Source organism: Chryseobacterium sp. BLS98 (assembly GCF_001045445.1).
GTDB lineage: Bacteria > Bacteroidota > Bacteroidia > Flavobacteriales > Weeksellaceae > Chryseobacterium.
Genome location: NZ_LFNF01000002.1, coordinates 1081129 through 1098697, shown reverse-complemented (window position 1 = coordinate 1098697; position 17569 = coordinate 1081129). Strand labels below are relative to the sequence as shown.

12 protein-coding genes are annotated in these 17569 nt (G+C 35.5%); 8 read left to right on the top strand and 4 right to left on the bottom strand.

Features of this window, described 5'->3' with window-relative positions; translation table 11 throughout:
* Positions 1–52: 52 nt before the first annotated feature.
* Entirely contained in the window at positions 53–631 is a 579-nt protein-coding gene (locus tag ACM40_RS09945) for a HupE/UreJ family protein (protein ID WP_048502636.1), read from the bottom strand.
* Between the two features lie 68 nt (positions 632–699).
* Between ACM40_RS09945 and ACM40_RS09940 the strand changes: the two genes are divergently transcribed.
* Positions 700–1200: a DUF6702 family protein gene (locus tag ACM40_RS09940; protein WP_048502635.1), complete on the top strand. Its 501-nt coding sequence runs from the start codon at positions 700–702 to the stop codon at positions 1198–1200.
* 513 nt (positions 1201–1713) lie between these two features.
* On the opposite strand, the gene ACM40_RS09935 is transcribed toward ACM40_RS09940, so the two are convergent.
* Both ACM40_RS09935 and radA read right to left on the bottom strand, forming a co-directional pair.
* Complete coding sequence (locus ACM40_RS09935) at positions 1714–2310, bottom strand: ACP phosphodiesterase (protein WP_048502634.1); 597 nt, start codon at positions 2308–2310, stop codon at positions 1714–1716.
* Positions 2311–2363: 53 nt separating this feature from the next.
* Entirely contained in the window at positions 2364–3713 is a 1350-nt protein-coding gene (gene radA / locus ACM40_RS09930) for a DNA repair protein RadA (RefSeq protein WP_048502633.1), read from the bottom strand.
* A 55-nt stretch (positions 3714–3768) separates the two neighbouring features.
* Between radA and ACM40_RS09925 the strand changes: the two genes are divergently transcribed.
* From ACM40_RS09925 to yidC, 4 genes are all read left to right on the top strand, one after another.
* Positions 3769–4179, top strand: a complete 411-nt coding sequence (locus ACM40_RS09925; RefSeq protein ID WP_048502632.1) for a hypothetical protein — start codon at positions 3769–3771, stop codon at positions 4177–4179.
* A gap of 67 nt (positions 4180–4246) precedes the next feature.
* Complete coding sequence (locus tag ACM40_RS09920) at positions 4247–4816, top strand: YceI family protein (protein ID WP_048502631.1); 570 nt, start codon at positions 4247–4249, stop codon at positions 4814–4816.
* 234 nt (positions 4817–5050) lie between these two features.
* Positions 5051–6658 carry a CTP synthase gene (locus ACM40_RS09915; protein WP_048502630.1) on the top strand — a complete coding sequence of 536 codons (1608 nt, stop codon included), beginning with the start codon at positions 5051–5053 and terminating at the stop codon, positions 6656–6658.
* A 178-nt stretch (positions 6659–6836) separates the two neighbouring features.
* Positions 6837–8633 carry a membrane protein insertase YidC gene (gene yidC / locus ACM40_RS09910; protein ID WP_048502629.1) on the top strand — a complete coding sequence of 599 codons (1797 nt, stop codon included), beginning with the start codon at positions 6837–6839 and terminating at the stop codon, positions 8631–8633.
* A 77-nt stretch (positions 8634–8710) separates the two neighbouring features.
* On the opposite strand, the gene ACM40_RS09905 is transcribed toward yidC, so the two are convergent.
* Entirely contained in the window at positions 8711–9295 is a 585-nt protein-coding gene (locus tag ACM40_RS09905) for a ribonuclease HII (protein WP_048502628.1), read from the bottom strand.
* Positions 9296–9597: 302 nt separating this feature from the next.
* On the opposite strand from ACM40_RS09905, the gene ACM40_RS09895 reads away from it, so the two are divergent.
* From ACM40_RS09895 to ACM40_RS09885, 3 genes are all read left to right on the top strand, one after another.
* Complete coding sequence (locus ACM40_RS09895) at positions 9598–12585, top strand: SusC/RagA family TonB-linked outer membrane protein (protein WP_048502886.1); 2988 nt, start codon at positions 9598–9600, stop codon at positions 12583–12585.
* A 10-nt stretch (positions 12586–12595) separates the two neighbouring features.
* Positions 12596–14140, top strand: coding sequence for a SusD/RagB family nutrient-binding outer membrane lipoprotein (locus ACM40_RS09890; protein ID WP_083996842.1), 1545 nt, complete (start codon positions 12596–12598; stop codon positions 14138–14140).
* A gap of 423 nt (positions 14141–14563) precedes the next feature.
* Positions 14564–17560, top strand: coding sequence for a SusC/RagA family TonB-linked outer membrane protein (locus ACM40_RS09885; RefSeq protein WP_048502885.1), 2997 nt, complete (start codon positions 14564–14566; stop codon positions 17558–17560).
* Positions 17561–17569 lie beyond the last annotated feature (9 nt).

The following is a 17569-nucleotide window of genomic DNA, read 5'->3' as shown; positions in this document are numbered from 1 at the left end:
ATAGTTATCAAAGATAATAATAAGTAGTTGAAATATTAGAAATGTTTCAAACTTAAAAAGGAATTCTTTCCAAAGTCATTTTTAAAGACAGGGCAAACACCCCAGAGGATACAAACAGAATCCAGTCTTTTTTATTCACCTTAAAAATGCTCAGCAAAATGAACAAGACGATAAGAATGGCTAATACAATAACAATTTGTCCCAATTCCAGCCCGATGTTAAAACCTAAAAGTGGAATGGCAATACTCTGGCTTTTGGCAATCATTACCCTTGCTGTATTCGCAAAACCCATCCCATGAATAAGTCCGAAGATGGCTGCGAGATAATAATTGGACCGCATAAGCGTCTGTTTTTTATTCTTCATCAGAATATTGTCCAGGGAAGTAAGGACAATGGTAAGCGGAATTAGAAATTCAACCCAGTCGGAAGGAACCCTGAAAACATCAAGGATGCTCAATGCCAGGGTAATCGAGTGCCCGATTGTGAATGCGGTTACAAGAACCAGGATTTTTTTCCAGTCACTGTAAGAGTATACTGCAATCAGAGCAAGGACGAATAGCTGATGATCAAGGGCATCAAGAGAAATAATATGTTCCCAGCCAAGGTTTAAATAGAATAGAAAATCCTGCATCATAAGTAAAAAAATAATGCTTACGAAAATAATGATTAATTTCGAACAAATTTTAAAGATCAGGACTTATGAAGAATTTATGGCTGTTTTTGTTACCGTTATTTTTTTTATTCTCTTTTTCGAAGGCGAAGCATCCTTATCATGTAGGTTCTGTAGAAATTAATTATAGTACCAGGTCAAAATCCTTTGAGATTACCGGCAGATTTTTTCTGGATGATCTGGAAAACGGCCTGGCGAAGAAATATGGAGGCTCCTTTCATTTCAATGATGAGAAATATAAAGCTAAGCTTAATGAAGCTCTTGAAAAATATTGTGCAGAATATTTAAAATTAAAAGCTGACGGCAAATTCCTGAAAGTAAATTATGTGGGGTATGAAGAAGACAATGAATCAGTGAACATCTACCTTGAATCTGAAACAGTAGCTGCTCCTAAAAAAGTAGAAGCTGCAGTCAGTTTCCTGTATAATCTTTTCGATGACCAGATCAATATCGTTCATTTAATTGTTAATGGTGAAAGGAAAAGTGAGAAGCTTACCTATCCGAACCGTTACCTGTACAGGCAGTACTAAATTTCCATTATCTGACTTTCAAGATTAAATTTAGAATTTATTGAATATTAAATCACTACTTATTGATTAATAATTTTAATTTGTATCCTTTTTAGAATTATTTTTAATTGTAAATTTTCAACACATGATTTATTTTATTGTTAATAATATATTTATAGCAATATTTTATTAATTAATGAATATTGTATTTGTTTTTTCTTTAAAATAAATTATATTTGTGTTAAGCTAATTAGGATAATTAATTTTTAATTAATAGTTTATTAAATTAGAATTTTCACGAAAATTTTAATTTTAACACCTGTCAAAAGTTATTGGTCCAAAAAAATTGAATTGTTTAAGTAGGGATTAGTCTAATTGTTCTAAATTTATAATTAAACAGTAGTCAAAGTAACGGAACCTGATCAAAGCGGATACAAGTACAATGTATTGTGAAAGTTCCCATTCACAACATTCAATACAGTAGATTCTAACAACACAAATTGTTAAAAACACTTACAGGAGCGTAAGTGTTTTTCATTTATTATCCATTTGAATCAGTGAGTTGACTCCTTTGGCGTGCGTCAGAAGGTCAGGAAAAAAATGATCATAACATTCCTGAAGAAATGGTTTGTTTTCCAGAAATGCTTCGAAAACAGGGATATCCGGATTCAGGTATCTGGCCTTATTAAGAACATTCCGCATGCTAAATTTGATGCCCCAGTCTTCACGGTAATTGTACAACCAGTCGTCTTGCTCCATTTTAGCCAGCATTTTTTTGAAGTTCTCAGGAAGCCATTCTTTATGTTCGTGCAGCACTCTGTATACCCGCAACGAGTGGGCTTTCCATTCAGCGAGGGAGTTCAGGGAGAGGTCTGTGGCTACAAAATAATCCATGGCAACGTCTACAAAAGCTCCGGCATACAGCCTTACCAAAGGGGAAAATACCTTTTTAGCTTCGTGAATGGCGGGATGGGAATCGGTAAATGTATCCACTGCCCTGTGCATTGTAATTCCGTCCTGAATATCCTTGGGAAAAGAATAGCGGTCTTTGTTACGGATAAAATCCTCAAGAAACTGTCCTACGATCTGTCCGTCGGTAAAGGAAAGAAAAGAATGGGCCAAATAATTCATACATTAAAGGTATAAATTATATGTGAATGACCGATCTGTACATGTCAATTCCTTTAAAATATTCTTTCGTGGAAGTCCTCAATTTTGCTTACCTCCTCAATTTTAATTCCAAATTTTCTTTTCGGAATTTTGTTGAGGTTTGAGACAAATATTTTTTCGTAGCCTAATTTTTCGGCTTCTGTAATTCTCTGTTCAACCTGGGCCACTGGACGGATTTCACCGCTTAATCCTATCTCTCCTGCAAAACAAAAGTGCTCGGAAATGGCAATATCTTCATTGGAAGACAGGATAGAAGCTACCACAGCCAGATCTAAAGCGGGATCATCCGTTTTTATGCCTCCCGTAATATTCAAAAAGACGTCTTTGGCACCAAGCTGGAATCCGGCACGTTTTTCCAGAACAGCCAGAAGCATGTTCAGTCTTTTGGCATCGAATCCGGTAGAGCTTCTCTGCGGAGTACCATAAACAGCGGTACTTACCAATGCCTGAATTTCCAGGAGCATCGGACGGTTTCCTTCCAGGGTTACAGCTACTGAATTCCCGGAGAGTTCTTCAAATTTTTTTGTGATAAGTATTTCAGAAGGATTTTTGATTTCTTTTAAACCCTGAGAGACCATTTCATAAATTCCGATCTCGGAAGTAGATCCGAAACGGTTTTTATTGGCTCTTAAAAGTCTGAAAAGATGATTTCTATCCCCGTCGAAATTCAAAACCACATCTACCATATGCTCCAGAACTTTCGGGCCTGCAATCTGGCCGTCTTTTGTGATATGGCCTACCAGGAAAACGGGGGTGTTGTTTTCCTTGGCAAACTTTATAATCTCATTGGAACATTCCCTGATCTGGGAAACGGTTCCGGGTGAACTTTCTATCAGTTGGGACTGAAGGGTTTGGATGGAGTCGATGATCATGAAATCCGGTTCCAGTTTTTTAGCTTCATGGAGAATTTTTTCCAATGAAGTTTCAGTAAAAAGAAAACAGTTGGGGTTCTGAACATCAGTAAGCCTGTCCGCTCTCATCTTAATCTGCGAGGCACTTTCCTCCCCGGAAACGTAGAAGATTTTTTTCTTCATCTTTAAGGCCAGTTGAAGCAGAAGGGTAGATTTTCCGATGCCGGGTTCTCCTCCGATCAGCGTTACGGAGCCCAGCACAATGCCGCCGCCCAGCACACGGTTCAGTTCTTCGGAAGGTGTTTTTATTCTGGGCTCTTCACTGGTTTCAACCTCAATAATGTTGATGACATGCTGTTTGGATTTTGAAAATGGGGGAGTTTTAGAAGAAGTTTTCTCAACAACTTCTTCTACAAGAGTATTCCATTCCCCACAGTTTTTACACTGTCCCATCCATTGGGAATATTGGGTTCCACAGTTTTGACAGAAATATGCTGTTTTCAGTTTTGCCATACTGCGAAGTTAAAAAAAATGAATGTCCTTTCAGAATTTTAATTAATTTTCAGACATGAAAAATGTTCTTCTGAAATGTCTGGCAGTATTTGTGGTGATGAGTTTTCTCAACACCCAGCTTGCCTATTGGAGCGGAGAATTTCTCAGGTTGCCCAACAGCCAATTTGGAATGCTTTCAACGGCAGTTCTTGTCGGATCACTGATTATTAGTGTTATTGCTTTTATCACGGTATTGATATTCAGGAGGAGCTACAATTCCATATGGAAAGCAGCTGTTTTGTTTGAAATTCTTTATTTGTTGATGTTGATGCTGTCCGGAGCTCATCCGTTTGCCTATTTTATTGAGAATTCAGATCATCACCTTATAGATTTACTGTTGTACATCAATTCAATAGTGATTTTTATTTTCGTATGTCTTTTTGATATTGTTTATTCCAGAATCATTTCGGCTAAGATTAAAAACTAATAGATATCAATACTAAACATCATTTTATATATCTTTACTTCAATTAAAATAACAAAAATATAGTACTATGAAAAAAGTATTTTTATCCTTCGTATTTACACTATTAAGTGTTTTGGGGTTTGCCCAGACCGAATGGTCTGCAGATCCTATGCATTCTTCGGTAAACTTTACGATCAAACATATGGGAATCAGTTTCGTACAGGGGCGGTTTGATACCTTTAAAGGAAGAGTGACCTCTGAAGGTGCCAATTTAGATAATGCTGTTTTTGATTTCGGAGTGGAAGTAAATTCCATCAATACAGGAGTAGAGATGAGAGATAAGCATCTTAAAAGCCCGGACTTTTTTGATGTGGACAAATATCCGGCAATAAGCTTTCACAGTACGTCTATTACTAAAGACAAGAATAATTCATACACATTGAAAGGAACCTTGAAAATTAAGGAAACCATAAAAGAAATTACGGTGCCGGTAACATTTGGAGGGGTTACGAAAAACCAGCAGGGAAAAGAAGTGATGGGCTTCCAGACAAAATTCACAGTGAACCGTTTAGATTATGGAATTAAATATGATCCCACCGGTGCCGGGGTAGCCAAAGATGTTGAAGTAAACTTATTTTTTGAACTGGTAAAACAATAGGTCATTAATAATTTAGCTAAAAGAGGTTTTTCAAGTGATTGGAAAACCTTTTTTTCATTAATTGATAATTATATATCAAGATCAGGATCGTTATTGCTTATGGTGGTGCTTAGCAAATATAGATGAAATTTTTAACCCTAATTTAGAGTTGATCAGAAAGGATTTTCCCGTTTTCAAAATTTAAAAAATTGCTTTGTATCTCTTTTTCTCATAACTTTGCACAAACCTAATCTAATGAGTAAAAAGAATACAAAGTACATCTTTGTGACAGGAGGTGTAACTTCATCTTTGGGAAAAGGAATCGTGTCTGCTTCTCTGGGACTTTTGTTAAAATCACGCGGTTTTAATGTAACGATCCAAAAACTGGATCCTTATATCAACATCGACCCGGGAACCCTGAATCCATATGAACACGGAGAATGCTATGTAACCGAAGATGGTGCAGAAACGGATCTGGATTTAGGTCACTACGAGCGTTATCTTGATGCTCCCACTTCCCAGAACAATAACGTTACTACAGGAAAAATTTACCAAACTGTTATTGAAAAAGAAAGAAAAGGAGATTTCCTTGGAAAAACAGTTCAGGTAATTCCTCATATCACCAACGAGATCAAACGCAGAATCAAAATGCTTTCCAAGCAGAACTACGATATCATCATTACTGAGATCGGAGGAACTGTCGGGGATATTGAATCTCTTCCCTACATTGAAACTGTCCGTCAGCTGAAATGGGAACTTGGTGAGAAAAATTCTATGGTGATCCACCTTACCTTATTGCCTTATCTGGCTTCAAGCGGTGAATTGAAAACAAAACCTTCACAGCATTCTGTCCGCCAGTTAATGGAAAGTGGAATCATGGCTGACGTTTTGGTTTGCAGAACAGAACATAAGATTCCTAAAGATCAGAGAGCAAAGCTGGCCCAGTTCTGTAATGTTCCTTTAGATAATGTGATTGAATGTAAAGATCTTGAAACGATCTATGAAGTTCCTATCTATCTTCAGAAACAGAATTTTGATGATGTAGTGCTGAAAGGTTTAGACCTTAAAAGTGATAAAGAAGCTGATATCAAGGAGTGGAAAAACTTCCTTAAAAAATTCCAGAACCCTAAAAGGTCAGTAGAAATTGCCCTGGTAGGAAAATATGTTTCCCTTCAGGATTCTTATATTTCTATTGCTGAGGCGTTCAAACATGCCGGAGCCGATCTTGAAACGGAAGTAAAAGTAAGATGGGTATACAGTGGAGATATTACAGCGGAAAATATTAAAGACACCCTGAAAGGTGTAAACGGTATCCTCGTGGCACCGGGCTTCGGAGACAGAGGAATTGAAGGGAAAGTTCTTACTGCACAATATGCCAGAGAAAATAAAATTCCTATGCTGGGAATCTGTCTCGGAATGCAGATCATGACGGTTGAATTTGCAAGAAATGTTTTAGGACATACCAAAGCGAACTCAATGGAATTTGATACGGCCACACCTGATCCGGTCATCTCTTTAATGGAAGAACAGAAAAACATTGTGGATAAAGGAGGAACTATGCGTCTTGGAGCCTGGAAATGTGCTTTAAAGAACGGTTCCAGATTAAACGAAATCTACGGTGCTAAAAATATCACAGAAAGACACCGTCACCGTTATGAATTTAACAGTGATTATCTTCAGGAATTTGAGAAGAACGGCTTCCTGGCGACAGGGACCAATCCTGAAACAGGTCTTGTAGAGGCTCTTGAGCTTCCGGATCACCCGTTTTATGTAGGAGTACAGTACCACCCTGAATATAAAAGTACAGTAGCAACGCCGCATCCTCTGTTCAGAGCTTTTATCAAGGCTTGCGAAAAGAAATAAGGTAATTATTGACCATAAACGTCTTATCATAAACTCAGGCTGATTATTCTCAGCCTGGGTTTATTATATAGTAACATAGTAATGCATAGAGTTTTGATAAAAAAACAGTATTTTTGTCAGCTCAAAAAGTACATCATGGGTGTGCCGGATAAAATTTAAAATTTTAATATAAAATAAAATGCAACAAAACAACGGAATCGATAAAAGTCAAATGATCAGTTTTGCGGTTTTATGTTTGGTTCTTTTCGGGTTCATGTTCTATTTCCAGAACAAGCAGTCGAAAGAGGAACAGGTAAAAGCTCAGCAGCAGAAGACCGAGCAGGCAAAAAATGCTGTAAAACAGACTCAGGCAAGCAATATCAATCCAAATGTAACTCCTGGTGCAATTCAGACAGCCAGTTTGAGCAACAAAGAACTGAATGTAGAATTTTCAAGCTTAGGAGGGCAGGTTTCTAAAGTACAACTTGCGGAATATAAAGCATATGATCATAAAACAGATAAAGCAGATCTTCCTCTTTACCTGATCGATAAAAAGAATTCAAACTACGGTTTTCAGTTTAAAGACAAAACCGGAAAAGTTATCAATACGAAAGACCTGGTTTTTACACCGGCCGTAAACGGAAATGCTGTAACAATGACGGCTAACTATAATAGTGCTGTTATTCAGTTTGTTTATACGTTGCTTCCAAAATATACACTGGATTTTAAAGTAAGAACAAAAGGGCTTGCTGCTATTACAGCAGATAATAAAGCAGATTTTATCTGGGACTATAGTGTAAGAAACCTTGAAAAGGGTAGAGCACAGGAACAATCTCACTCTGAATTTTCATACGCTTTCAATAATTATAAAGATTATGATTATGATGGAAGAACAGATATGAATGAAGAAAAAGAAACCCTGAACTGGATTGGTGTCAAGCAGCAGTTTTTCTCTTCTGTAATTGAGGCTAAAAACGGCTTCACACAGAGTAAAGGGAATCAGGAAACTATTGAAGAAGGTGAATATCTGAAGAAACTTAATTTTGAAGGATTCGTGCAGATGACAGGAAGTGAACTTAACCAGGACTTTACATGGTATTTTATGCCGCTTGATTTACCTCTTTTAAAATCTTACGATAAAAACTTCGACGAAATTTTGCCGTTGGGGTGGTCTTTTATTGGGTGGATGAACCGCGGGTTCTTCATGCCAATGTATAACTTTATTGCCAGCTGGGGAATTACAGCCGGTTGGGTGATTTTCTTGATGACCATCATTGTGAAGCTGATCTTATCCCCAATCATGTATAAGCAGCATAAGCTAAGTGCCATGATGAAAGTAATCCGTCCTGAAATTGATGAGGTAAATGCAAAGCTGAAGGATGCTGATCCAATGAAGAAACAACAGGCTACCATGGAAATCTACCGAAAGGCGGGAGTGAACCAGATGGCAGGATGTCTTCCGGCATTAGTACAGATTCCTATCTTCTATGCTTTATTCCGCTTCTTCCCGAACTTTATAGATTTAAGAGGGCAGGGATTCTGGTTTGCAAAAGATCTTACCGCTTATGATGATCTGATTAAACTTCCTTTTAAAGTTCCGTTCCTTGGAGATCATTTAAGTGTTTTTGCTTTAGCATGTACCATTGTAATCTTAATTTATACGGTAATGACATCAGGAAATATGCAACAGCCGCAGCAGGAAGGAATGCCAAACATGAAAGTGTTGATGTATATCTTCCCGATTACCTTCCTGTTCTTCCTGAATACATCGGCATCAGGTCTTTCCTGGTATTATTTTGTATCGAATGCAATTAACATTTTAATTATCCTTGTTATTAAATATGTGATACTGGACGAAAAGAAAATTCATGCGCAGATTCAAGCCAATAAAGAAAAGCCAAAAGCGGAAGGAAAATTCCAGAAAAGAATGAGAGAGATGATGGAGAAGGCCCAGGATCAGCAAAAGATTCAGGAGCAACAAAGAAAAAAGAAATAAAATAAATAAGTTTATATAAAAAAGAGAAGCAATTTTGCTTCTCTTTTTGTTTGTATATAGGTATTCAGTAAATAAATCTAATCATATTTAAGCCTGAATGACTGCCTGTGGTGTTTTGTCGGTCCGAACTTTATTAAAGCCTCTTGGTGTGCTTTAGTAGCATATCCGAAGTTGGTATTCCAGCAGTACTCCGGATGCTCTTCATGGAGCTCAATCATCAGCCTGTCTCTGTAGTTTTTCGCCAGAATTGAAGCAGCAGCTATGGAAAGTACCTTTGAATCCCCTTTAATGATGCATTGATGGGGAATGTAATTATAAGGGTGGAATTTATTTCCGTCAACCAGAATTAGCTCAGGAATTATGGTTAATTGATCCAAGGCACGATGCATGGCATGGATACTTGCGTTAAGGATATTGTGCTGATCAATAAATGAAGGGGGCAGCTCTGCAATAGCGTAGTTTTTTACATTGTCTTTTATATAGCTATCCAGCTCCATTCTCGTTTTGAATGTTAACTTCTTGGAGTCATTAACCAGATTTTGTTTAAAGCTGTCATCCAGAATCACAGCGGCGGCCACCACTGGTCCACTGAGACACCCTCTTCCTACTTCGTCACATCCTGCCTCGATGTAATGGTCCGTCCATTTTTGCAGTAAATCCATCTTATTGTTTGCATTATATGAACAAATGTATGGAAAAATAGTAAAAATTAATTTTGAATCGATATATGTTTTTTTTAATATTCTTACATATATTGATTCAAATAGAAGCAATGTATGTATTATTTTAAAAATTGTGCTTTTATTATGTTTTGAAGAATATGTATTTTTTGTTGTGGTATTTGTAATTATTTGGTTTTTTGCTATTTTGTTGATTGTTAAATTAAATATTTTTAACGAATAATTTGGTAATTTTAAGAAAGTTTCACATATTTGCAATCAATAAAAAAATAATCAATTTAAATATGAAGAAACTTACAACAAGTGTTCTCATTGTAGCACTTACTTCTTCTTTTGCTTTAGTTTCGGCACAAAGGTCTAAAAAAGATACTACTGCCAAAGAAAATCAAATTGAGGAAGTTTTAATTACTGGAGCTTTCGGTATTAGAAAGTCTCAAGAAGCTCAAACTTCAGCGCAGCAAGTAATTAAAGCTGAGAAACTTACACAAGCAGGAAACCCAGACCCGGTACTAGCTCTACAAGGAAAGGTAGGTGGTGTACAAATTAAGCAGACTAACACGAGTGTGGATGGTACAAATAGTATTATTATTCGTGGTAGAAGATCTATAACAGGAGGTAATGAAGCTCTTGTTGTGATTGATAATGTTATTACAACAGCATTGGCTCTTCAACAGCTGCCTCCAGATGTTATTGAATCTATTAACGTAATTAAAGGGGCTCAAGGCTCTGCACTTTATGGACCGCAAGGTGTTAATGGTGTTGTTGTTGTAACTACCAAAAGAGGAAATAAAAATGGTAGGATGACAGTGACATTAAATAGTAATATTGATTTTGAAAATGTTGCTTTTATACCTGAAAGACAAAATAAGTACGGTCAAGGTTGGGCTGGAGACAGGATTGCTGTAGAAAATGGAGCTTGGGGACCTGCCTTTACAGACCCTACATGGGCTGGTCAATCACTTCCATATGGTATTCCATTGTATGATTATAATAATGATGGACACATTGATGTAAATCCTGATGATAGCGCATTGACAGATGATAGTCCGGCCTCAATATTCAGTAAGTTTGCACCTTTTGGTAAAAATAATGTTAAAGATTTTTTCAAAACAGGAACAATTTACAACAATACAGTTTCAGTTAATGTAGGAGGAGAAAATTCTTATTTATTGATGTCACTTAATAATGTACAGAGAGAATTTGTCGTTGAAAATGATAAATTAAACCGTACCTCTGTATTATTAAAGGCAGGAACTAAATTCAATAAATGGAGTTTTGATGCAAGTTTAAATTATTTTAGAAAAAAAACTTCACAAACAGACCCTTATTTATATCACAACTTACTACAGGCATCTGCAGATATTCCTATTACCATGTGGTCTGATCATAGAGATACTGCATACGGTTGGAATATGTATTATCAAAATCCTTATTGGGCTATTGATCATGACAGACGTGATAATATTACTAACTTTTTCAATGCAACAGGTTCTGTTGGGTATAAAGTAAATAATAATATTGATTTATTGTACAGAGCAAATGTTCAATTTAATGCAAGTGAACAAAAAGAACATAATGACGGATTCCATAATCTTTTATTAGATGATGCTGGTATAAATCCTGTTACTTCTTCAATTTATCAGTCTCAATATAATAGAACTGATTATTATGGAGACTTTATGATTAACCTGCATTATGATATTACGAGTGACTTAGGTTTTAAAGCAAATATCGGACATAATTATCAGTATTTTAGAGCTTCACAAAACTCTGCAGGAGGTACTGGAATCTTAACACCTGGAATTTATGCTATTTGGAATTTAGCCCGACCTACTCCTCCTATTCAGTTGGATAATAATACTTATGCTGCAAATAAACATGCTGTTTTTGCTAACTTAGATTTTGATTATAAAGGCTATTTATTTTTAAATGCAACGGGAAGAAATGAATGGAATTCTGTTTTAGCAAAAGATAATCAAAGTTATTTCTATCCATCAGTTGGTTTATCCTTCGTACCTACAAAAGCATTTGGATTTGGAGGTGATACATTTAATTATATGAGGATTTTTGGTAATATCACCAAAACGGCAAATGCTACTGCAGTTGGAGCTTATAGCATTAATGATCTTACTTCTGTTCCGGCTGGTTATCCTATGAATGGAGTAATAAGTTTTATTCCAAATCAGACACCTACAGATGGGCAGATTAGACCTGAAAAAGTAATTAGAAAGGAAATTGGATTGGGATTAGGCTTCTTTAAAGATAGAATCACCATAAACGGATCTGTATATCAAGATGACACAAAAGACCTGATTACTAGAAGAACCGCTGCTGCATCTTCAGGGCTTCAAAATAGATTGGTAAATATTGGGAAAATGGTAAATAAAGGGGTTGATATAGACCTTAATATTCAGCCAATTAAATCTAAAGATTTTAACTGGACTATTGGTGCTTCATTCTCAAAATGGAATACTGACATTACTAAAGTAACTGATGATGCAGATGAAGTTTCTCTTGGTGGATATGCTAATGGATGGGGATTGTATGCTGTAAAGGATGAAGGATTTGTTCTTAAGGCTTCTGCGTATCAAAGAGATGATCAAGGTAGAATAATTATTAATGCAGCTAATGGTAACCCTTTATATACTACAGTTTTAAAAAGTTTTGGAAAAATAGATCCTGATTATATCCTGAATTTTAATACTAATATCAATTATAAAGGTTTCCAGCTTAGCGCAGTATTTGAATATAAGAAAGGAGGGAAATTCTTCTCCGGAACTAAACAAGGGTTTTCTTTCTCTGGTCAGTTAGTTGAGTCCGCTGAGTTTGACAGAACTCAGGGAGGATTTGTGATGCCTAATTCTGTTTATCAGGATGCTAATGGAAACTATGTTGCCAATACTTCTATTAAAACAGGAGGGAATGATTATAACTCTTTAACTAATTATTATGCGCAAACTTATGGATTGGTTGGTGAGAATTTTATATTAGATGCAACGTCGTTTAGAGTAAGAGAATTAGCTCTCAGCTATTCTTTCTCTGCAAATACGCTTCAAGGAACTGGTTTAACAGGTTTGACAATTGGTGTACATGGTAGAAACTTGTTCACTAAATTTGCTAAAAATAATAATGGCTATAGTGATCCTGATACTTCCTTTACTACAACTAAAAGTAATAATATAAACCTTGCTACAGATGTTCAGGGTATCGTAGCAGATAACCAATATCCATCACTAAAAACTTATGGAGTTAGTGTTTCTGTTAATTTTTAAAAAAAAGAAAATGAAAAAAATATTTTTAATTGGATCTATTGCGCTTTCGGTAATATCATGTGCTAATTTAGATGATAATATTTCACCGAATACACCTTTAGATTCTGATGTTAATCCAGCACTGAAATTAAATGCTGCTGAGGTACGAACATACGCAGCTCAAACTGGGGCAATGACAAGACTTTCAAGTATTTGGACAAATACTTACGCAGGTAATTACTATTACTTTGCGAATCCAATGACTGTTGAATATTCTTTAAATATTAACAGTTCTACAGGGCAGAGTATATGGAATGATAATTATAGAGCAATTGGTGCGCTCCAAGCGTTAATCGATGGTAATGGTGCTATGCAATCTGCTCCACAGCATGTTGCAATTGCAAAGATCTTAAAGGCTAATTATATGCACTATTTAGTGGATTTTTATGGTGATGTACCTTATACTGAAGCATTTAAATTTTCTGGAAACCTAAGCCCTAAGTATGACAAAGGAGAACAGGTTTATATGGGATTAATTAATGAGATTGATGATGCATTGAGAATAATAAATGAAGGTAATGGAACTGTGCCAACAGCTGATGAAGATGTGATGTTCCATGGGGATATGCCTAGCTGGGTTAAGTTTGCTAACACGGTGAAATTGAGAATGTTGTTAAGGATGTCTAATGTGACAGATGCTAACGTTGTTGCATTTAGAACAGCAAAACTTAATGCAATGCAAAGCTATACAGTCAATAACTTTGTAACGGCTGATGTGGTAATTAATCCAGGATATAGTGATGCTAGTGGTTCTAACCTGAACCCTCTTTATTTCCAATACGGATATACTGATTATACAAGTCAGACAATAAATACTAATGGTTGGAGAATTAACAAAGCTGCAGATTATTATGCTAAATTTGTTAATGGTGAATCTACTTTAACTAGTGGTGTTGTTGATAGAAGAGGTACTGCACAATTTAGACCTGTGGGAGGTAAAGTTTCCGGAATTGTTCAGGGTGGTAATAAGCCTGCTAACACTACTGAAGGTAATTATTCTTTTATTGGATGGAAGTTATATCCAGCTGTAGCATCTCAGAATGGAGGTATGGATGGATATGTTATGTTGGGTTCTGAAGCCTACTTACTACTGGCTGAAGCAAAAGTACTTTATCCTTCAGTTTTTGTTAATTTGGACGGACAAACTTTATATAATCAGGCAATTACATCTTCATTTAATTTCTATGGTTTGGGTTCTCAAGCAGCCCCATATATAACTTCTATCAGTGCGAAGCCAGGACTTGGTTGGGGTGCTACTGCTAACAAAATGGAAGCTATTCAAAACCAAAGATTAGTTAGTTTGGCTATTGTTAGACCTGTGGAAACATATTTGAATTATTTAAAATATAATTATCCAAATATTCCATTAGCCCTAAATGCTGAACAACCTAGAAAACCATATAGATTGGTTTATCCTGCAAGTGAATATTCAGCCAATTCTGGAAATGTACCAAATATGACAACTGTCGATTGCTTTACGAAAAATCAATTAACACCATTTTGGTTAAGATATTAGGATTATTTCAAATTTATAATATATTTTTATTACCGCCTTCGGGCGGTTTTTTTATGCAATTAATACGCCACGCTCACTCTTTTTAACATAAAAAAACACTTATGCATGACATTGTATATTTTTTTTAAAAACATGCGTTTATCATTGTAATGTGATTAATTACTTTGGTAATCAATAGGTTAGTATTATATTTTATTAATATTTTATATAGAAATTATCAATTAAAAACGTTTGTGTTTTTATGAAAAATAGTACTGTTTAAATATTGTGTTTTTGTTAATTATTTCTATTTTAACTTAATTTAATAATTTATGCTGTGTTTTTTTTGAAAAAAAATGAAAATTTGATATTTTTTTTAGATTTTGTTTTGTGTTTTTAAGAAAGTTTTACAAATTTGTACAGGATACAAAATTAAAATTTGATATGAAGAAACTAACAGCAGGTCTGCTTGTTTTGGTATTGTCTTCTTCTATAGCCATTGCTCAGGCGCAAGAGAAGAACGATACAATAAAAACAAAAGAAATTGAGGGAGTAGTGGTAACTGCACTCGGGATTAAGAGAGAAAAAAAATCCTTGGGTTACGCCTCACAGGAGATTAAGGCAAGTGCTCTTTCGGATGGAACGACAAATACAGGAAATATTGGGGCACAATTGTCGGGGAAGGTAGCTGGATTGAACGTTACAACAAACAATAATTTTGGAGGTTCGGCAAACTTACTGATTAGAGGGGTAAAATCATTAGGAGGAGGAAACCCACTAATTGTTATTGATGGATCGCCGGTGAATAATACTTACACACAAGAAAAATCAATTGATTATGGTAATGCCTTGTCTGATATCAATCAGGAAGATATAGAATCAATTAATGTATTGAAAGGTGCTGCAGCATCAGCCTTATATGGAGAAAGAGGTTTGAATGGTGTAATTGTTATTACCACTAAAAACGGGAAAGGAAAAGATGATGGATCATGGGGAGTAACGTTATCATCTTCAATAAACGTTGGATTTATTGATAAGTCAACATTTCCAGAATATCAGACAAGATATGGAGCTGGTTATTCTCAAAAGTTTGGTACGAAAGGGCCTGGAGGATTAAATAATGCAAATTTTGGAGCAGATGCATCTTGGGGACCTAAATTTGATCCTAATTTATTAGTCTATCAATGGGATTCCTTTGATCCAACATCTCCCAATTATGGAAAAGCTACACCTTGGGTAGCAGCTAAAAATGGACCAGTTACATTTTTTAATAATCCTACGACATATAACAACACTGTAACGTTAGAAAAAGGAGAAAAAGGAAAAAATATTAGTTTTACTTATGATAATATGATGACGGACGGCCTTATGCCTAACTCTCATATTAATAAAAATAGCTTTTCCTTAAAAGTGAATTATGATCTGACTCCTAAATTACATTCCTCTTTCTATTCTACGATGACCTTACAGGATACAAAAGGACGTAGTATCACAGGTTATAGTGATAATACAGTTACTGGTTTCAGACAGTGGTGGCAAACTAACGTAGACATGCATGACTTGGAAAGAGCTTATTTTGCCAATGTTGATCCTAGTATTGCCAGTGCAGCAAATAATTACGGAAATGTTACATGGAATAGAAAATCTGCAGGTAATGGATCACCAGCATATTGGAATAACCCATATTTCCAAGCATATCAAAACTATACAACAGATAAGAGACATAGAAATTTCACTTATGCTCAAGTAACTTATGATATACTGGATAATATTTCTGCTACAGGAAAAGTATCTTATGACAGATCAAACCTTTTTGCTGAAAACAGATTGGCAGTTGGATCTATAGCCCAACCTTTTGGTCAGTCAGGAAATGATGTTTCTTCTGGTTATGCAAGACGTGATGTGCTAAGAACGGAAACAAATTATGATTTAATGTTAAATTATAAGTTTAATATTACTGATGATATTAACGTTTCAGGAGTTTTGGGAGGAAATATAAGACGAAATTATTTTAATTCTGTTTATGGTTCAACGGAAGGAGGTTTAGTAGTTCCAGGTACTTATGCTTTATCAAACTCTAAAAAGGCTCCGTTAGCATCAGACGAAAGTGAGTTTACAACACAGACTAATTCAGGATATATTACTGCTTCATTTGATTTCTTTAAAAAATTCTATATAGATGGAACATGGAGAATTGATCAAAGTTCAACATTACCAGCTGGTAATAATGTATATAACTATCCTTCCGTAACGGGTTCTGTTATTATGTCAGAAATTTTAAATACTAAAAGTTGGATGAATTTCTGGAAGTTAAGAGCAAATTATGCTGAAGTAGGAGGTACGGCAGATCCTTATATGTTAACAAATAATTATAGATCTGCAGGTATTTTATCAGGTGTAGGAATATACAATTCGATTTTGAATCAAGCTGATCCTAATCTAAAACCACAAAGATCTAAAGAGTTTGAAGTAGGTACAGAAGCCCATTTCTTAAAAGATAGAATAACAGTAGATTTGGCTTATTATAAAACAAAAACTATTGATCAGATTATTACCCTTCCAGTATCTTCAGGAACAGGATATACTGGTAAAGTTATTAACGCGGGACGAATTGATAATACAGGATTTGAGGTACAGCTAGGCTTGGTACCAATAAAATCAAAAGATTTTACATGGAATATTGATGCCAACTGGTCTAAAAATAAAAATGAGGTTGTTAGCTTATATCCAGGAATTACCAATCTTTTATTGAATAGCTTCCAAGGAGGTGTTTCTTTAAATGCCAGAGTTGGTGAAGCATGGGGAACACTAGTTGGAGGTGACTATGTTTATATGAATGGACAAAAAGTGATTGATCCAGACACAGGTATTTACCAAGTTAATGCTAATCAGGTGATAGGTAATACCACTCCAGATTGGATTGGAGGTATAAGAAATAGCTTTACCTATAAAGGTTTCTCTCTGAGTTTCCTAATTGATATGCGTAAAGGTGGTGATATCTTCTCAACAGATATGTATTATGGTATGGATACAGGGCTTTATAAAGAGACTGCTATCGGTGACTATAGAGATAAGGATGTTGTACTTCCTGGAGTTCTGCCTGATGGTACTCCTAACAATATTGCACTTTCACAATTTGCAACTGGAAGTAACTACGGATATGAGACTCAGCCGGCAAAAGAGTTTGTTTATGATGGATCATTTATTAAACTAAGAGAGGCTAGTATTGGATATATGCTTCCTAAATCTTTATTAGCTGGAACTAAAATCTATGATGCGAAAATCTCTATTGTAGGTAGAAACTTATGGATTATTCATAAAAATCTTCCATATGCTGATCCTGAAGCAATGATAGGTGGAGGAATCAATTCTTATGGGTGGTCAATTGGATCTATGCCAACGACTAGAGATATTGGAGTAAATGTTACATTCAAATTTTAAAAAATCAAC